This window comes from Paracoccus sp. BR5-17, from assembly GCF_055693925.1.
In genome coordinates, this window is sequence record NZ_JBVFUV010000003.1 from 1693133 (window position 1) to 1711248 (window position 18116).

General features: G+C 67.4%; 14 protein-coding genes, 2 tRNA genes and 3 pseudogenes. 6 read left to right on the top strand and 13 right to left on the bottom strand.

The window, feature by feature from the left end; genetic code table 11:
- Positions 1 to 19: 19 nt before the first annotated feature.
- Both ACZ1HC_RS09835 and ACZ1HC_RS09840 read left to right on the top strand, forming a co-directional pair.
- On the top strand, positions 20 to 2491 hold the full coding sequence (locus ACZ1HC_RS09835; RefSeq protein ID WP_472699816.1) for a calcium-binding protein: 2472 nt from the start codon (positions 20 to 22) through the stop codon (positions 2489 to 2491).
- On the top strand, positions 2409 to 3659 hold the full coding sequence (locus ACZ1HC_RS09840; protein ID WP_472699817.1) for a calcium-binding protein: 1251 nt from the start codon (positions 2409 to 2411) through the stop codon (positions 3657 to 3659). The genes ACZ1HC_RS09835 and ACZ1HC_RS09840 overlap by 83 nt, the downstream gene beginning before the upstream one ends.
- Positions 3660 to 3888: 229 nt before the next feature.
- Here the strand turns inward: ACZ1HC_RS09840 and ACZ1HC_RS09845 are convergent, their stop codons facing one another.
- From ACZ1HC_RS09845 to ACZ1HC_RS09875, 7 genes and pseudogenes are all read right to left on the bottom strand, one after another.
- Positions 3889 to 4488, bottom strand: a complete 600-nt coding sequence (locus tag ACZ1HC_RS09845; protein WP_472700821.1) for a diguanylate cyclase — start codon at positions 4486 to 4488, stop codon at positions 3889 to 3891.
- Between the two features lie 18 nt (positions 4489 to 4506).
- Positions 4507 to 4824, bottom strand: a pseudogene (locus ACZ1HC_RS09850) (response regulator); the annotation flags it as partial.
- A 265-nt stretch (positions 4825 to 5089) separates the two neighbouring features.
- Positions 5090 to 6208: pseudogene (locus ACZ1HC_RS09855) on the bottom strand (response regulator); the annotation flags it as partial.
- Entirely contained in the window at positions 6178 to 7590 is a 1413-nt protein-coding gene (locus ACZ1HC_RS09860) for an ATP-binding protein (RefSeq protein WP_472699818.1), read from the bottom strand. The gene ACZ1HC_RS09860 and the pseudogene ACZ1HC_RS09855, both read right to left, overlap by 31 nt.
- Complete coding sequence (locus ACZ1HC_RS09865) at positions 7587 to 7955, bottom strand: hypothetical protein (RefSeq protein ID WP_472699819.1); 369 nt, start codon at positions 7953 to 7955, stop codon at positions 7587 to 7589. The genes ACZ1HC_RS09860 and ACZ1HC_RS09865 overlap by 4 nt, the downstream gene beginning before the upstream one ends.
- 325 nt (positions 7956 to 8280) lie before the next feature.
- Positions 8281 to 8355 (bottom strand) — tRNA-Asn (locus ACZ1HC_RS09870).
- 58 nt (positions 8356 to 8413) lie between these two features.
- Positions 8414 to 9274 carry an MBL fold metallo-hydrolase gene (locus ACZ1HC_RS09875; RefSeq protein WP_472699820.1) on the bottom strand — a complete coding sequence of 287 codons (861 nt, stop codon included), beginning with the start codon at positions 9272 to 9274 and terminating at the stop codon, positions 8414 to 8416.
- 34 nt (positions 9275 to 9308) lie between these two features.
- Between ACZ1HC_RS09875 and ACZ1HC_RS09880 the strand changes: the two genes are divergently transcribed.
- The 4 genes from ACZ1HC_RS09880 (at position 9309) to ACZ1HC_RS09895 (ending at position 14070) form a co-directional block, all read left to right on the top strand.
- Positions 9309 to 10655: an ATP-binding protein gene (locus tag ACZ1HC_RS09880; RefSeq protein ID WP_472699821.1), complete on the top strand. Its 1347-nt coding sequence runs from the start codon at positions 9309 to 9311 to the stop codon at positions 10653 to 10655.
- Positions 10656 to 10785: 130 nt separating this feature from the next.
- Entirely contained in the window at positions 10786 to 13197 is a 2412-nt protein-coding gene (gene lon, locus ACZ1HC_RS09885) for an endopeptidase La (protein WP_472699822.1), read from the top strand.
- A gap of 115 nt (positions 13198 to 13312) precedes the next feature.
- Complete coding sequence (locus ACZ1HC_RS09890) at positions 13313 to 13708, top strand: DUF2147 domain-containing protein (protein ID WP_472699823.1); 396 nt, start codon at positions 13313 to 13315, stop codon at positions 13706 to 13708.
- Positions 13709 to 13752: 44 nt separating this feature from the next.
- Positions 13753 to 14070: a hypothetical protein gene (locus ACZ1HC_RS09895; RefSeq protein ID WP_472699824.1), complete on the top strand. Its 318-nt coding sequence runs from the start codon at positions 13753 to 13755 to the stop codon at positions 14068 to 14070.
- On the opposite strand, the gene ACZ1HC_RS09900 is transcribed toward ACZ1HC_RS09895, so the two are convergent.
- The 6 genes and pseudogenes from ACZ1HC_RS09900 to ACZ1HC_RS09925 all read right to left on the bottom strand — a co-directional run bounded on the left by ACZ1HC_RS09900 (position 14067) and on the right by ACZ1HC_RS09925 (position 18002).
- Positions 14067 to 14507, bottom strand: a complete 441-nt coding sequence (locus tag ACZ1HC_RS09900) for a YcgN family cysteine cluster protein (RefSeq protein WP_472699825.1) — start codon at positions 14505 to 14507, stop codon at positions 14067 to 14069. The genes ACZ1HC_RS09895 and ACZ1HC_RS09900 overlap by 4 nt on opposite strands.
- Positions 14507 to 15432, bottom strand: a pseudogene (locus ACZ1HC_RS09905) (bifunctional riboflavin kinase/FAD synthetase). The gene ACZ1HC_RS09900 and the pseudogene ACZ1HC_RS09905 overlap by 1 nt, the downstream one beginning before the upstream one ends.
- Before the next feature lie 30 nt (positions 15433 to 15462).
- A complete protein-coding gene (locus ACZ1HC_RS09910) occupies positions 15463 to 15906 on the bottom strand; it encodes a MaoC family dehydratase (protein WP_472699826.1) in 444 nt (147 codons plus the stop codon).
- Positions 15907 to 16048: 142 nt separating this feature from the next.
- Positions 16049 to 16918, bottom strand: coding sequence for a TIGR01459 family HAD-type hydrolase (locus ACZ1HC_RS09915; RefSeq protein WP_472699827.1), 870 nt, complete (start codon positions 16916 to 16918; stop codon positions 16049 to 16051).
- Positions 16918 to 17835 carry a manganese-dependent inorganic pyrophosphatase gene (locus ACZ1HC_RS09920; protein ID WP_472699828.1) on the bottom strand — a complete coding sequence of 306 codons (918 nt, stop codon included), beginning with the start codon at positions 17833 to 17835 and terminating at the stop codon, positions 16918 to 16920. Before ACZ1HC_RS09920 ends, ACZ1HC_RS09915 begins: the two co-directional genes overlap by 1 nt.
- 91 nt (positions 17836 to 17926) lie before the next feature.
- Positions 17927 to 18002 (bottom strand) — tRNA-Thr (locus ACZ1HC_RS09925).
- Positions 18003 to 18116 lie beyond the last annotated feature (114 nt).

Sequence of the window (18116 nt, forward strand, 5' to 3'; positions counted from 1 at the left end):
CATCTCGCTCATCAACTTCGTGGCGGCCTACGGCACGCACGAGACGATCACCGAAGCCGACACGCTGGAAGCCAAGCGCGAGGCGGCCACCCTGCTGGTGCTGGGCGGCGCGGGGGCGCCCGCGGACCGGGTTGCCTTCCTGAACGCCACCGGCGCCTATGCCGGGTCGGCCAGCGATATCACGAAACGGGGCGGCCTGAACGCCGTCGATCTGTGGATCGGCGGCCTGGCCGAAAAACTGAACGAGTTCGGCGGGATGCTGGGATCGACGTTCAACTTCATCTTCGAATACCAGATGGAGCAGCTTCAGAACGGCGACCGCTTCTATTACCTGTCCCGTGTTCAGGGCCTGAACCTTCTGGACGCGCTGGAGGCCAACACCTTCGCCGACATCATGATGCGCAATTCGTCGTTGGGCGACAAATATGCCCCGCACATGTACGGCCACGCCTTCCTGACGCCGGACATGATCCTGGAACTGGATCGGGCCATCGCGCAGCGCGACTATGACGACGAAAGCGACGGCAAGGATCCGGTCTGGGCCGATCCGCTGCTTCAGACCATCGATCCCAAGGTCATCCGCCACTATGACGGCGCGACGCAGGTGCAGGACCGGGGCCGGATGCACGACGTGGGCGGCACCCTGATCTTCCGGGGCGGCGAGCATGTGGTGCTTGGCGGGACCGAAGGCAACGACACCCTCAAGGGCGACCTGGGCATCGATGCCCTGTGGGGCGACGGCGGTGACGACTATCTGAACGCCGGGCAGGAATCGGACCAGGTCTTCGGCGGCGACGGCGACGACATCATCGAGGATCCCTTCGGCGACAACTTCCTGCGCGGCGAACGCGGCAATGACGTGGTCTCGGCGGCGCGCGGCATCAACCTGCTGTTCGGCGGCGAGGGCAAGGACGCGCTCCTGATCGGGCAGGACGCCTCCGAGGCCTTCGGTGGCGAAGGCAACGACTTCATCCTGGGCGGCTCGGGACCCGACAACCTTCTGGGCAACGAGGGGAACGACTGGATCGAGGGCGGCGAGGGCTTCGACGTCATTTCCGGCGACAATTCCGAACTGTTCTTCAACTCGACGATCATCGGGCACGACGTGGCCTGGGGTCAGGGCAACGACCAGGACTATGACTTGGAATCGGGGGACGACATCGCCTTCTCGGGGATCGGCGTCCAGCGGTTCGAGGGGATGTTCGGGTTCGACTGGGCGATCGCCAAGTTCGACGTGGCCGGTGTGAACTGGGATGCGAACATCCCGATCTTCACCTCGGTCCCCGCCGACATCCTGCGCGACCGCTTCGACCTGATGGAAGGCTTCTCGGGGTGGAAGTTCAACGACACCATCCGGGGCGACAACCGCGGCACCGCCGGGGGTGACCTGGATGCCGGCCTGGACTTCGGCGAGCATGTCCTGGACGCCGAGGGACTGGCGCGGATCGCCGGCATGACCGACTGGTTCGGGTCGATGCGCGACACGCTGGCCGCGCTCAGCCCGGATGTCTATGGCGGGGCGGCCAACGCCGGGGTGATGTTCCGCGACGGCAACATCCTGATGGGCGGGGGCGGATCCGACCTGATCCAGGGCCGCGGCGGCTTCGACCTGATCGACGGCGACGCCTGGCTGAACGTGCGCATCAAGATCGTCGTGGACGGCCAGACCTATTCGGCCGAGTCGATGAACGGCTCGACCGCGGCGGCCGGGCCCTTCGCGGGCAAGGTGCTGCACACGGACGCAGAGGGCAAGCCCCGCTTCGACCTCGACCCGGCTTTCGGCGGCCGGTCGCTGCTGTCGCTGCTGCTGGACCGCACCATCAACCCCGGCGACATGTCCATCGTCCGCGAACTGCTTCACGACCAGGCTTCCACCTCGGTGGATACCGCCCTGTTCAGCGGCAGCCGCACCGACTACGTGATCGAGGGCCGCGGCCAGCGGATCGACCTGAATGAGGACGGCGACCTGAACGACGCGGGCGAGAACGTCATCCAGGCCGCCTACGACCTGAACGACGACGGCTTCATCTCGGTCACGGACACGCTCGCGACGCGGGGGGCGCTGTTCGACGACACCGACTTCCTGAAGAACATCGAGCGGCTTCAGTTCGCCGACCGCACCATCGACCTGACCACGCCGATGGGCGTGTTCCTGAACGCCAACCTGTCGCTGCGTCCCCTGACGCTGCCGGCCGCGTCCGGCCTGCCGGGCAACGGCGCGGTGATCGGCCAGTTGACCAGCGACACGGGCGCCGGGACCTTCTCGCTCCAGCCGTCCAGCAGCACCCTGCTGGCCGTCAGCAGCGACGGCCTCATCACGCTGACTGGCGCGCTGGGGCAGAACCAGACCCAGACGATGAACCTGCGCTTCACGGCAGCGGGCGGCGCCTTCCAGGACGAGATCCATCGTGCTGCGGTCGGGCACGACCGGGTCGAACACCATCCTGGGCGGCAGCCTGGACGACATCGTCTATGCCAATTCCGGCAATGACAGCGTCACCGGGGGCGATGGCGAGGACGTGCTCTACGGGCAGGCCGGGACCGATACCTTGGTCGGCGGCGCGGGGGCCGACTTCCTGGCCGGCGGCACCGGCCGCGACAACATCCAGGGCGGGGCGGGGGCCGACCTGATCCGCTTCGCCTGGGGCGACGGCACCGACACGGTGGATGGCGGCGCGGATGCCGACGTGATCCGCTATGACGGCAACGCGGCGGCCAATTCGGTCAGCGCCACCTGGAACGGCACGGTCATCACCTCGATGACCGGGTTCGCCGCCATCGCCGGCGTCGAAAGCATCATGCTGGACCTGGGCGACGGCGCCGACAGGCTGAACTATGGCAGCAGTACCGCCGGCGCGGTCGTGGATCTGACGGCCGGGACGGCTTCGGGCTTCACCTCGGTTCTGGGGGTGGACGACGTGACCGGCGGCAACGGCGGGGACATCCTGCGCGGCAACGGCGGGGCCAACAGCCTGTCGGGCAGTGGCGGCGCGGACCTGCTGATCGCAACCGTTGACGATGTGCGCGACGTCTATACCGGCGGAGGAGGCGTGGACACCATCGACTTCAGCGCCTATTCGACCGGCCTGACGATCGACCTGGCCGTGGCCACTGCCGTCGTCGCCGGCAGCGGCGGAACGAACGCGACCTCGGATACCGTGACGTCGATCGAGAACGTCACCGGAAGCCTCGCCAACGACCTGATCTACGGCAGCGGCGCCGTCAACCGCCTTGCCGGCGGCGAGGGCAGCGACACGATCAGCGGCAATGGCGGCAACGACATCCTGTTCGGCGACGCCGGCAACGATGTCCTGATCGGCGGAACCGGGGCCGATCAGCTTTCCGGCAACGATGGCGAGGATACCTTCGTCTTCGCCGCCCTGAACGCAAGTTCGGTCGCCGCCAGCGACACCATCCTGGACTTCCAGGGCGGCGGCGTCACCGGAGGCGACCTGATCGATCTCCGCGGTCTTGCCGCCTTGTCCTTCGACTTCCTGGGCACGTCGAACTTCACCACCGGTTCGTCGAACCAGCTCCGCTACTCCTTCGACGGGGTCGATACCTATGTCTTCATCGACACCGACAACGACACCGGGGCGGAAGCCCGCATCCGGATCAGCGGCCAGGTCAATCTTGTGGACAGCGACTTCCTGATCTGACGCCCGCCGGTCTTTGCCACAGGGATGCGCCCCCCGGCGGGGCGCATCCTTTCCCTTTGTGGGATCATTGCCGCAGCCCCGGCCTTCGTCGAACCCTCGGCCCAGCGACGGCAGGATGGTGCCCTTGCCGGCCGGCGAAAGACAACAGAAGGGCCATTTCCGACCGGGCATCCCGCCACAGGGCCGGAGGGGACGACAACCCTTCCGGCCGCCGCGGGCGGTGGCCGCGTCACATCGCCTCGTCGCCGGTGACCCGGTTTCTGCCGCGGCTCTTGCTGCGGTAGAGCATCAGGTCCGCCTTAGACAACCATTCCTCGGCCGGCATGTCGGCCTGAACCGGGCCGGCCGCCATGCCGATGCTGACCGTGACCACCGAACTGACCGAGGACCCGGAATGCGGGATCGCCAGGGCCTCGATCTGCCTGCGGATCGCCTCGGCAACCGTCATGGCACCGGCATGGCCCGTGCCGGGAAGGATGCAGGCGAACTCCTCGCCGCCGTAACGTGCGGCGAAATCGCGCCCGCGGCCCATCCGCATTGCCAGGACATCGGCCACCTTCTGCAGGCAGCGGTCGCCTTCCGAATGGCCGTAGATGTCGTTGAACTGCTTGAAATGGTCCACGTCCAGCAGCATCACCGCCAGATTGCCGCCGTCGCGCATGGCCTGGCGCATCGCCTTGCCCAGGTTCTCCTCGAGCATCCTGCGGTTGCCAAGGCCGGTCAGGTGATCCTGCATGGCCAGGCTGGCAAGCTGGTCACGCATCCGCTTCATCTCGACGTGGTTGCCCACCCGGCGCCGCAGCGCCGCCGGCTGGAACGGCTTGGTCACGTAATCGATCGCCCCCGCGGACAGACCCTGAAGCTCGGCCTCGGGGGCGTGAAGGCTGGTGGTGAAGATCACCGGCACGTCCGACAGCGCCTCGTCCGATTTCAGTTTCCGGCAGACCTCGTAGCCGTTCAGGCCGGGCATCAGCACATCGAGAAGGATCAGATCCGGTCCTGCGGCCCGCGCCGCCTCGACGGCATGATCGCCCGACAGGGCAAAGCTGATCTCGTAGTCCCCTTCGAGAGCCGCGCAGGCGATCTCGATATTGGCGATCTCGTCGTCCACCACCAGAATGACGGGCCTGTTGTTCATGCAAGGCTTTCCCCGCCGGCGCCGCATCCCGGTCCATCAGCGCCAGGGCCGCGGCATAATCCAGCCGCTGCAACGCCAGGTGAAGGGGGTGGGACATCCGCGCCGCGTCGTCCAGTTGCATTGCGTCGGCCAGCCGGGCGAATCCCTGACGGGCGGACAGGCTGCGGCGCCTGATCTGGTCGTGCAGGCTGGCCCGCGCGTCGGCCAGGACGCCGGCATCCACCGGTTGCCGCGGCGCCGGGACCACAGGTTCCGCGGCAACGCGATCCTTCAGCGTCTGCGCCGCAGCGATGGCCTGGTCCAGATGGGGGGCCAGTTCGGCCAGCAGACCGGGCACGGGTCCGTCATCGCCACCCGCAAGCGACTGCTCGATCCGTCCGGCGATTTCCGCCACCCGGGCAAGTTCCAGCGATGCGGCGACGCCCTTCAGGCTGTGGGCCAGCCGGTGCGCGTCGTCGTGCCGGCCGCTGCCCGTCATGCGCTTCAGGTCTGATGGGAAAGAGGCGTAGCTGTCCGAGAAGGAGAGGATGAGACGCAGCAACAGCATCTCCTTGCCGTTGACCCTTCCGAGGGCCGCGGCAATGTCGAACGGCGGCAGGACGCCGGGCAGGATCCGCAGGTCCGAAGCTGCCGCCACGGGGGCATCGCTCGCCGCTGGCTGCATCCACCGCGCCAGGGTGGCCAGCAGCCGGGCAGGATCGATGGGCTTTGTCAGGTGGTCGTTCATGCCCGCGACCAGGCAATTCTTCCGTTCCTCGGCAAAGGCGTGGGCGGTCATGGCGATCACGGGCAAGCGGTCCGCGGGCCAGGACTGGCGGATGATCCGCGTCGCCGTGATCCCGTCCATCTCGGGCATCTGGATGTCCATGAGGACGGCGGCATAACCCCCGTCCGCATCCTCGATCATCCGGCAGGCAACCGCGCCGTCGCCCGCGCAATCGACTGCAAGGCCCGCGTCGCTCAGGATCTCGACGGCGATCTGGCGGTTGATCTCGTTGTCCTCGACCAGAAGGATGCGTTGGCCATTGAACCGGGGCGCCGCCGCCGGGTCGGGGCCTGCCGCAATCCCCTGGTTCCCCTCGGATACCAGCTGGTTCAGGGCATCCAGAAGGCTGTCCGCATGGATCGGCTTGCCGAGGAAGCGGCTGATCCCCTTGCCGATGGTCTGCTGCCGCAGGTCGTCGATGTCGTAGGACGTCATCATGAAGACCGTCGGGGTCCGGGCTTCCCCCATGATCGACTGGATCGCCTGAAGGGTCTGAAGCCCGTCCATCCCGGGCATCTTCCAGTCCATGATGATCAGGTCGTGGGGGCGTCCGCCCTGCACCGCGCGCCGGATCAGGGACAGCGCGGGGCTGCCGGAATCGGCCATGTCGATCGTCATTCCCCAGCGCGAGAAAATCTCCTGCATGATCTGCCGGACGATGGGATTGTCGTCCACCAGCAGGATCCGCAGGTTCCGGATCCGGCTGTTCGGGACCGACGGCGCGCGGCCGTGCTGGCTGGCGATCCTGAGGGGGTCGTCACCGTGAAGGTCGAGCCCCGGCCCGGCGCGCTTTCGGCGCCGATCGAGCCGCCCATCTGCTCGACGATCTGGCGGCAGATGGCAAGGCCCAGTCCCGTGCCGCCGAAGCGGCGCGTGATGGAACTGTCGGCCTGCGTGAAGGGCGTGAACATCCGCGACAGCTGTTCCTGGGTCATGCCGATGCCGTCGTCGCTGATGGTGGTCTCGATCGAGGCGATGTCGCCGGTGCGGCCGGTCATCCGCATGGCGATCATGATCGTGCCCTGATCCGTGAACTTGATCGCGTTGCCCAGCAGGTTGACGAGGATCTGGTTGAGCCTCGTGGCATCGCCCACCAGCAGCGCCGGCAGGTCCGGGTCGATCTGCGTCACGATCCGCAGGTTTTTCCTGTGCAGCGGCTCGGACAGCATCTCGACCTGGCGCGACAGCTCCAGGCGCGGATCGAAGACGATTTCCTCGAGGATCAGTTGCCCGGCTTCGTTCTTGGACAGATCCAGGATGTCGTTCACCAGCCGCAGCAAGGTCGTGCCCGCCGCGTTGATCTTGGCGATCCGGTCGCGCTGCCGCGGCTCCAGCGTCTCTTTCTGAAGCAGGTGGCAGAACCCGATGATGGCGTTGATCGGGGTACGGATCTCGTGGCTCATGTTGGCCAGGAACATGCCCTTGGCGCGATTGGCCTGCTCGGCTTCGAGGGTGCGTTCTTTCAGCGTCTCGCCCTTGGCGATCAGTTCCGCCCTCATCCCCTCGATCCTGCGGAACGAGCCGATGACCTTCCCGCTGACCCAGACCAGCACCAGCGTCTGGAACACGACGATCACCGCGTGCAGGGCCACGCGGGCAAGGTTGCCTTCCGTTGCGAACACCGCGAAAGGAAGGAAATAAAACAGCACCAGATGATGCAGGGCGGTCGTCGTCGCGGCGACAACCAGGGCCATGCGGTCGAACCAGGCGATGTTCAACGCAATCATGGCGAAGAAATACATGTGCATGTCCATCTGCCACGGATGGCCTTGCAGCAGCATCACGAACAGCGAGGGCTGGAAGACCAGCAGGACGGCGCTGAGATGGCGCGTGGCCGGTGCGGGCCCGTTTCGCCGCCACGTCAGGTGGTAAATGACCGCCATCGTCACGCCAAGCGCAAGGGCCGTCGCAACCGGCATCGTCCCCGTCAGGGCGGCAACGCCGCCGAACAGGGGGACGTGAAGCCAGAACACATACCTCAACAGAAAGCCGAAGCGCCGCCGGAGGTAGGTCAACGAATCGGTCATGGCGCGGCTCCTTCGCTGGCAGGACCGCATCCTGCAAAGCCCGAGGTCGGAAAGACCAGCCAGGCGCCGTTTTGCCGGGCAAGGGCGGAAAAGCCCGGATCATCCGACCAGGCGACCATGAGGCCCGGGACCATTCCCTGCACGACGATCCCGCCGCCCGAACGGAAGATCGTCTGGATGACGCGCGAAGGCGCCGACACCACCAGATACTGCCCCGACCCTTGCGGCCCCGAGGTCAGGCTCAGGCAGGCCATGACCATCAAACCGGCCACCAGGACCAGACCCGCAGGCCACAGGCAGAGGATGGCCGACACCCGACCGGACGCGGATCCGGCAGAGCGGCGAAGATCGAATGGCTTGGACAAGCTGGCACGCCCGTTGAGAAAGCTTTGCTGATGCGTCCGACCATATCCCGGGACCGCCCCGCACGGGCGGGCAAAGCGTTTTCAATTTTAGCAAGAGGATGCCGTGCCGGACGCGGGTGCCGGGTTCAGGGGGCGCGGTGCTGCAGCCGATCAGCCCGATCGCCGCGGCAGAATTGCTAAAAAGCCGGGATCGGGATCGGCACGGGCTGCGGCTGAGGACACCGCCTCGGGCCGATGAAAAAGGCCGTGCGCAAGGGTTCAGCGCGCCCGGGTGGCATCATCTTCTGGATTTTGTCGTAGCAACTTCAACGCTGGGCGGAAGTCTTGGCTCCGGCGGTAGGGATCGAACCTACGACCAATTGATTAACAGTCAACTGCTCTACCGCTGAGCTACGCCGGAACACGGGGGCCATATAGCAAGGGTCTTGAAGGGCGTCCAGAGGGGAGCGGCGATTTTCCTAAGATGCCGCGAATCTTGCGCCCGGCCCCAGGGGATCCAGGGCCGAGACCGCGCCCAGCTCTGCAAGAGCCAGCAGATGGGCCAGCACGTTGCGTGTCGCGGCCGGCAGAAGGTGGGCGGGGACCTCGTAGATCCGTGCGGCTAGGGTGGCGGCGTCCGCGGGGCCGTCGCGCAGCGCGGCAAGGATCTGGCCGCTGCGCTGGCGGCGGTGGGCGGCAAGTTCGGACAGGCGGGCCTGCGGATCCTCGATCGGCGCGCCGTGGGTGGGCAACAGGCGCCGCGCGCCCGTCTGCGCAAGCCGGTCCAGCGAGCGCAGGTAGTCCCCGAGATCTCCGTCAGGGGGCGAGATGATGGTCGAGGACCAGCCCATCACCAGATCCCCGCAGAACACCTGATCGCCCCAGAGCAGGCTGAGGTGGCCCCCAGAATGGCCCGGCGTGTGCAGCGCTGTAAGGGTCCAGCCGGCGCCCCTGATCACGTCGCCGTCGCGCAGCCTGATGTCGGGGGCAAAGCCCAGGTCCAGCCCCTCACCCCCGCCGACGCCCTGATCGGCAAGCCGCTGCATCAGCGGCGACCGCCCCGACAGCGCATCGCCGAAGGCCAGCACCGGGGCGCCCGTCTCCCGGGACAGCCGCCGCGCGCCGGCGCTGTGGTCCAGATGGGCGTGGGTCACGACGATGTGGCTGATCCGCCCCGGCGCCGCCTGCCTGATCGCTGCAAGATGGTCGGCATCGTCGGGGCCGGGGTCGATGACGGCGACCTCGTCCTGGCCCAGCAGGAAGGTGGTCGTCCCCGGCCCGGTCAGGGGCGAGGGGTTCGGGGCCAGGATGCGCAGCAGGTCTTTCGTCGATCCGTCCATGCCGCTAGCCTTAGCACGACAGGAAAGGGTTGCCATGGCAAATCAGGCCGACGACGGCTGGCTCAGAAGCGTTTTGCCGCGCGGGCTCTACGGCCGGGCGGCGCTGATCCTGTTCCTGCCGGTGGTCGTGGTCACGATGGTCGTCGGCGTCACCTTCCTGCAGCGCCATTTCGAGGACGTCACCCGGCAGATGACGTCCAGCATGGCCCGAGAGCTTGCCTTCATCGCCTCCCGGATCGAGCAGGCGGGCGGCCGGCCCGAGGCGGGCCAGGACATCGCGGTGCCGCTGGACGTGACCATCCGCGAAGCCCCGGAAGGCGGGGCGGGCGACAGCCGGCTGTTCTATGACCTGTCGGGCCGGGTCGTCATCGCGGTGCTGCGCGAAAGCCTGGACGACATCCGCGCCATCGATCTTGCCGGCGACGACAAGCGGGTGGTCGTGACCATCGACGGGCCTGCCGGGCCCTATGCGCTGGCCTTCGACCGCCGGCGTGTCAGCGCCTCGAACCCGCATCAGCTTCTGGTGCTGATGGTCCTGACATCGCTGCTGATGACCGCCATCGCCACGGTCTTCCTGCGCAACCAGCTGCGCCCGATCCGCCGCCTGGCCGAGGCGGCCGAGGAATACGGCAAGGGCCGGATCGTGCCCTATCGCCCGACCGGCGCGACCGAGGTGCGCAGCGCTGGAACCGCCTTCCTGGACATGCGCAACCGGCTGGAGCGCCAGAACGAGCAGCGCAAGATGATGCTGTCGGGGATCAGCCACGACCTGCGCACGCCCCTGACACGGCTGCGGCTGGGTCTGTCCATGATGTCGCCCGACACGCCGCCCGACGACGAGGATCTGCGCGCGATGGAGGCCGACATCGCCGAGATGAACCGGATGGTGGACGCCTTCCTGGACTATGCCCGGGACGACGCCCAGGAAACCCCGGCCAGGCCGGTCCGGGTGGCCGACTTCCTGAACGGCATCGTCGCCGACGCGCAGCGCGCGGGCCAACGCGTCATCCTGCGTGGCCTGGACGGAGAGCCGGACGGCCGGGCCACCTTCCGGTCCGACATGCTGCGCCGCGCGCTCGAGAACCTGCTGGGCAACGCCGCGCGTCACGGAATCCGCGCCGAACTGGACGCGACGCTTGGCCCGCGCAGCCTGCGCATCGGCGTCGAGGATGACGGCCCCGGGATCCCCGACGACAGCCTGGACGCCGCGATGCGGCCCTTCACCCGGCTGGATCCGGCGCGGGGCCGCACCAGCGGGGGCGCAGCCGGGCTGGGCCTTGCCATCGCGGCGGATGTGGCGCGCGCGCATGGCGGGCAGTTGCGGCTGGGGCGGGGCCCGCGCCTGGGCGGGCTGCGGGCCGAGATCGTCATTCCGCGCTGACGCCCGACGCCAAGTCGCGGGCATTTTCCGCGTCATATTGAACGCACGGGGCCACCGCCCTAGATTGACGGGACGCAGGGGCCGTGTGTCGCCATCACGGGGCCACGGTCTCGGGCAGAAAGGAACGCCTATGAACGAATTCGCAACTTCGACCTATCCGGTGCTGCCGCTGCGCGACATCGTGGTGTTTCCGCACATGATCGTTCCCCTGTTCGTGGGCCGCGAGAAATCGGTCCGCGCCCTAGAGGCGGTGATGGAGTCGGACAGCCCGATCCTGCTGGCCGCGCAGAAGGATGCATCGGTCGATGAACCCACGGAAGACGGCATCTTCCGGGCCGGCGTGCTGGCCAATGTGCTGCAACTGCTGAAGCTGCCCGATGGCACCGTGAAAGTGCTGGTGGAAGGGCGCGAGCGCGTCCAGATCACCGACTTCGTGCCCAACGAGGACCACTTCGAGGCCACGGCCATCGTGCTGGCCGAGACGGCGGGCGACCCGGCGACGGTGACCGCCCTGATCCGCACCGTGGCCGAGGAGTTCGAGCGCTACGTCAAGGTCCGCAAGAACATCCCCGAAGAAGTCGTGACCGCCGTGGCCGCGGCCAAGGAACCCGGCAAGCTGGCCGATCTTGTCGCCGGCCACATGGGCATCGCCATCGACAAGAAGCAGGATCTGCTGGACACGCTGGACGTGGCCGAGCGGCTGGAGAAGGTCTATTCGCTGATGCAGGGCGAGATGTCGGTCCTGCAGGTCGAGAAGAAGATCAAGTCGCGCGTCAAGACCCAGATGGAGAAGACGCAGCGCGAATACTATCTGAATGAGCAGATGAAGGCCATTCAGAAGGAGCTGGGCGACGGCGAGGACGGCCAGAACGAGATCGCCGAGCTTGAGGAAAAGATCGCCAAGACCAAGTTCAGCAAGGAGGCCCGCGACAAGGCGGAATCCGAACTGAAGAAGCTGAAGTCGATGTCGCCGATGTCGGCCGAGGCCACGGTCAGCCGCAACTACCTCGACTGGCTGCTGTCGCTGCCCTGGGGCGTGAAGTCGCGCACCCGCAAGGATCTGGTCGCGGCCGAGAAGATCCTCGACGCCGACCACTATGGCCTGGAAAAGGTCAAGGAACGGATCGTCGAATACCTGGCTGTGCAGACCCGCAGCCAGAAGCTGAAAGGCCCGATCCTGTGCCTCGTCGGCCCTCCGGGCGTCGGCAAGACCTCGCTGGGGCGCAGCGTGGCCAAGGCCACGGGGCGCGAGTTCATCCGCATCAGCCTGGGCGGCGTGCGTGACGAATCCGAAATCCGCGGCCACCGCCGGACCTATATCGGCTCGATGCCGGGCAAGATCATTCAGGCCCTGAAGAAGGCCAAGACCACGAACCCGCTGATCCTGCTGGACGAGATCGACAAGATGGGCCAGGACTTCCGGGGCGATCCGGCAAGCGCGATGCTCGAGGTGCTGGATCCCGAACAGAACGCGACCTTCGTGGACCACTATCTTGAGGTGGAATATGACCTGTCCAACGTGATGTTCGTGACCACGGCCAACAGCTACAACATGCCCGGGCCGCTGCTGGACCGGATGGAGATCATCAGCCTGTCCGGCTATACCGAGGACGAGAAGCGCGAGATCGCGCGCCAGCACCTGCTGCCCAAGCAGATCGCGGCGAACGGCCTGCGCAAGAACGAGTTCGAGGTGACGGACGAGGCGCTGACCCATGTGATCCGCTACTATACGCGGGAAGCCGGGGTCCGGGCGCTGGAACGCGAGATCGCCAAGCTGGCCCGCAAGGCCGTGACCGAGATCCTCAAGGGCAAGGTCAAGTCCGTGACGGTGGATGCTGCCAAGGCCGAGGAATACCTGGGTGTGCGCCGCCACCGCTATGGCCTGGCCGAGAAAGAGGATCAGGTCGGCGTGGTGACGGGTCTGGCCTGGACCTCGGTCGGGGGCGACCTGCTGCAGATCGAGGCGCTGCGCCTGCCGGGCAAGGGCCGGATGAAGACCACCGGGAAGCTGGGCGACGTGATGAAGGAATCGATCGACGCGGCCTCCAGCTTCGTGCGCTCGATCGCGCCCGAGATCGGGGTCAGGCCGCCCGAGTTCGACAAGCGCGACATCCACGTTCACGTCCCCGAGGGGGCGACCCCGAAGGACGGCCCGTCCGCGGGCATCGCCATGGTCACCAGCGTGGTGTCGGTGATGACCGGCATCCCGGTCCGCAAGGACGTCGCCATGACCGGCGAGGTGACGCTGCGCGGCAACGTGCTGGCCATCGGCGGCCTGAAGGAGAAGCTGCTGGCCGCGCTGCGCGGCGGCATCAAGACGGTCCTGATCCCGGCCGACAACGAAAAGGATCTGGCCGACATCCCGGACAACGTGAAGACCGGCCTGACCATCATCCCGGTCACCAACGTCCGCGAGGTGCTGAAGCACGCCCTGGTGCGGATGCCCGAGCCGGTGGAATGGGACGAGGCGGCCGAGGAAGCCGCCGCCCGGGTCGCGGCCGGGCGCGACGACCGCCTGTCGGGCAGCGCCGTCGCCCACTGACCGGCTTGCGGCGAGGCGATTGGACAGGGCCGGTTTCCGCTGGCCCTGTTTTCCTATGCTGCAGGCGCGTTGCGGCCATCTTCCCCCCGGCGGAAAGCCGGGCTAGGATCGCGGCATGAAACCTGCATCCGTTCTTCTTCCGCTTGCCCTTCTGGCCGCCCAGCCCGCCCTGGCAGCCGATCCCCTGGTGGGGATATGGCAGACCCAGCCCGGACGGGACGGGGGCTTCGGCCATGTCCAGATCCAGTCCTGCGGCAGCGGGCTGTGCGGGACCGTGGTGCGGACCTTCGATGCCGCGGGGCGGGCCGTGCAGGCCGACGACCTGGGCGCGGCGATCCTGGACAACGTGCGCGCCACCGGGGACGGCGGCTATGGCGAAGGGCGGATCATCAACCCCGAAAGCGGCCGCAGCTACACCGCCCGGCTGACGCTGCGCGGCGATCGGCTGGACGTGGGCGGCTGCATCCTGATGATCTGCCGCAACGCGGGAACCTGGCAGCGGGTCGAATAGCGCCGGCGGGAACCGCCGCGACCCTTGTGCATTCCCCTGGCGCGATGCCGACCCTGACCCCCGACAGCCGGTATATCGTCGTCCGCGGCCGATTGTGGCGGGCGGCCAATCGGCATCTGCCGCCGGCCGATCGGGCCCTGCGGGTCAAGGCGCTGATGCAGGCGCGCCGGGCGGTGAAGGCCGCAAGAGCCGCAGGCGACGACGCGGCCGAGGATGCCGCCCATCGTGCCGTCAACGACGCCAAGATCGCCCTGGGCGAACGGGGACCGGTCTGGTGGACGGACGGCGCCCCGGACATGAACCGCCGGATGGTGCGCAACACGCCCTATGCCGACTGGTTCGCCGCGCTGGACCGGGGCTAGGACAGATCCTCGATGATGTAGTCGTCCCATTCTTCCTCGGTCACCTCAAGCTCGCTGACGGTCCAGCCGCGGACGCTGGCCCCCGCCCGGTGAACCGAATCGCGATCGCCCGAGATCAGGTGGTGCCACCTGTAGAGCGGCCGGCCTTCGTGGCGCAGGCGATAGGCGCAGGTCGAGGGCAGCCACCAGGCGATTTCCGCCAGCTTCCGCGGGGTCAGGACGACGCAATCGGGCACGAAGTCGTGGCGGTTGGCATAGCTGCTGCACTGGCATCTCTCGCCGTCCAGCAGCTTGCAGGCGACGCGGGTGAAGGCAAGCTCGTTGGTGTCCTCGTATTCGATCTTGTTCAGGCAGCACTTGCCGCAGCCATCGCACAGCGCTTCCCATTCGTCGGGCTGCAACTGCGGCAGGGGCAGTTCCCAGAAGCGGTCGCGCATCACGCGCCCGCCAGGACCGCGCGCGCCTGATCCGCGTCGGCGGCGATCTGGTCGATCAGGACCTGCACGCTGTCGAAGCTGGCCTCGTCGCGCAGGAACTCGACCAGGCCCACGGAGAGGTGCTGGCCGTAGAGGTCGCCGTCGAAGTCGAACAGGTGGACCTCCAGGTTCGGCGCGTTGCGGCCGAACATCGGCCGCACGCCCAGGCTGGCGACGCCCTGGCAGGACAGCTTGTCGGGGCCGGTCAGCACGTCCACCACCACCGCATAGACCCCCAGCCGGGGCAGGTGCAGGTCCTGGATCTGCATGTTGGCGGTCGGCCAGCCGAACTGGCGGCCGCGCTTGTTGCCGTGGACCACCTCTCCCTCGATCCGGTGCAGGTGTCCCAGCATCCGTTCCGCGTCGCGGGGGCGCCCCTCGCTCAGCGCGCAGCGGATCGCGGTCGAGCTGTAGTCCTGCCCCCCTGGCCCACCAGCGGCACCGCCGTGACGCCGAAACCCAGCGTCTCGCCTAGGTGGCGCAGGGTGGCGACACTGCCCGCCCGGTCCTTGCCGAAGACGAAATCCGCGCCCACCGTCACATGGCTGATGCCCAGCCCGCCCACCAGCACGTCGCGGGCGAAAGCCTCGGGCGACAGGCCCGCCAGCACGGGGCCGAAGGGCAGTTCGTAAAGCTGTTCGACGCCCAGCCGTGCCAGACGGTTGGCGCGGGATTCGGAATTCATCAGCCGGAAGGGCGGGGCGTCGGGGGCGAAGAACTGGCGCGGATGCGGCTCGAAGGTGACGACGCCCAACGGCGCGCCCGCCTGACGCGCGGCCTCGATCACGGCGCGGTGGCCCAGGTGGACGCCATCGAAGTTGCCCAAGGCGACAGAGGCGCCGCGGGCGCCTGCCGGAAGTCCTGTCCAGTCGCGATGGATCTGCAAAGGGCGCCCCCTGGGACGCCGGGCGCCCCGTCAGTCGAACTTGCGGCTTGGCGCCAGAACGACCGCCTCGCCTTTCAGGACGACCGTATCGCCCACGAGGCAGCGGGTTGCAAGCGTGACACGGCGTTTCGCATGGTCGATGCTGTCCACCGTCACCTCGGCCCGGACCACGTCGCCGGGGCGGACGGGGGCCAAGAACTTCAGCGTCTGGCCCAGATAGACGGTGCCGTGGCCCGGAAGCTGTTCGCCGATCACCGCGGAGACCAGCCCGGCCGTCAGCATCCCGTGCGCGATTCGCCCCTGGAAGATGGTGTCGCGGGCATAGTCGTCGTCCAGATGGACGGGATTGCGATCGGTCGATACCTCGGCGAACAGGTCGATGTCGCGGTCGGTCACCTGCTTTAGCAGATGCCGGGTCATGCCCACCTCGAGATCCTCGATGACGATGGTGCCGCGGGGAAGGTTGTCCAGCATGTTGCATCCCATAGCCAGGGCCGGTCGTTCGCCCTTCTGCATAGCAGGGAAGCGATAGGCCGGCAACAATAATGCCCGGAAAGTGCCTTAAGTATAATTTAATTGCTGTGCAACCTCTGCGGCCTGAAGGCCGCAACTTGGGTCAGCGCAGCCGGCCGATGCTGTATCGCGGCGCCTGGGCGCGGCTGCCCAGCCAGTCCAGCAGCAAGGCGTTGTCCGGGTTCTCGACATCGGGGCCCAGTTCGTCGGCGGCAAGCCCGCCCGTCACGAACAGCGCGTCGATGCCCTGGTCGATGGCACCCTTCACGTCGGTGAAGATGCCGTCGCCCACGGCCAGGATCCGCGCCTCGGGGCTCAGGTCCAGCAACCGCCGCGCCCGGTCATAGATGGGGGCGTGGGGCTTGCCGAAATAGAGCGCGGTGCCCCCCAGCCCCTCGTAGTATTCGGCCAGGGCGCCCGCGCAGTAGATGCGCGTCTCGCCCATGTCCACGATCACGTCGGGATTGGCGCACAGCATCGGCAGGCCACGGTCGCGCGCCTGCATCAGCCGGTCGTGGTAATCGGCCGGGGTTTCGGTCAACTCGTCAAAGGGGCCGGTGGCGACGATCCCCTCGGCCTCGGACAGGGGCACGCGGGCGATCGGCGGGGCGTCGGCGAATTCGGGGGGAATGTCGTTGAAGAAGCCGTCGTCCTTTTCCGTGCCGATGTGCCAGACCTGGCGGCCGACCGCCCCCGAGAACATCGCCTCTTGCGCGGCGTCGCCCGAACTGACCACGCGGTCCCACGCGTCGCGGGGCACGCCCATCCGGTCCAGTTGCGCGATCACGAACTGGTTGGGGCGCGGCGCGTTGGTCATCAGCACGACCCTGCCGCCCTTCCGCCTGAAAGCCTGCAGCGCCTCGACGGCGGCGGGATAGGGCTGCCTGCCGTTGTGCAGGCATCCCCACAGGTCGCAGAACAGGACGTCGTAATCGTCGCTGATCTGCGACAGGGACCGGATGATGCGCGTCATCAGACGGCAAGCACCGGGATGATCTGCTTCTTGCGGCTCATCACGCCGGGCAGAACGACGGAATCGCCCGTCACGGTGACGCCGAAGCTGCGTTCGGCGATCTGGCGCACGAAGTCGTTGGGCACCAGCAGGGTCGATTGCTCGCGCAGGATGTCCACGATGAACAGGAGCACCTGATCGGCGCCATCGGCGGCGGCGACGCGGGGCATGGCCGCCAGCAGCGCGTCCTTGCGCGCCAGCAGCACCTGCGGGGCCGTGGTCTCCAGGACCGAGATGCGAAGCTGCTTGCCGCCCAGTTCGTATTCCTTGCTGTCCATGCGCAGCAGCGCGTCGTCGGAAAAGGCGCTGACATCGGACTTGGCGGCGAACATCTCGGTCGCGAAGTCGGCGATGTTGACGCCCAGATCGGCGGCCAGTTTCTCGGCCACGGCGCGGTCGTGGGGGGTGGTGGTGGGGCTGCGGAACTCCAGCGTGTCCGACAGGATGCAGGTCAGCATGGCGCCCTTGATGCCCTCGGGCGCGTGCGACAGATCATCGCCGATCAGGTCATGCATGATGGTGGCGGTGCTGGCCAGCGGGCGGATGGTGATGTTGATAGGCGCGCGGGTCTTGATGCCGCCCGCCAGCAGGTGGTGGTCGATGATCTCGATCACCTCGGCCTTCTCGAGGCTGGGGGGAAGTTCGGCGGGGTTGTTGGTATCGACCACGACGCATTGATCGCCCTCGGCCACGTCGGCGGCGATCAGGGGCTTTTCCAGGTTCCAGCGCGACAGCATCCACTGCGCTTCGGTGTTGGGTTCGCCTTGCAGGATCGCCTGGGCGGGGGTCTTGCGGATCTGGTTCAGATACCAGGCCCAGATGATGGGAGAGCCGGTCGAATCCGTGTCGGGGGCGGTGTGGCCGAAGACCTTGATCATGATGCACCTTCGCAGCGTCTGGATGTCGCGCGCGTTATAGGTCGGCCCGGCGGCGATGTCCAACGGCGAGGGGCGGGGAAGGATGCGGGGATGGTGCCGGTTGCAGGAATCGAACCCGCGACCTTCTGATTACAAATCAGCTGCTCTACCTGCTGAGCTAAACCGGCATCGCGCACAGCGCACGGTCCGGCGATACCGCGAAGCCGCACGTTCTGCAAGCGCCGCCAAGGCCGCCGAAGCGGTTTGACTGGAGGGACAACTGGGCTAGGTTGCAGGCACAC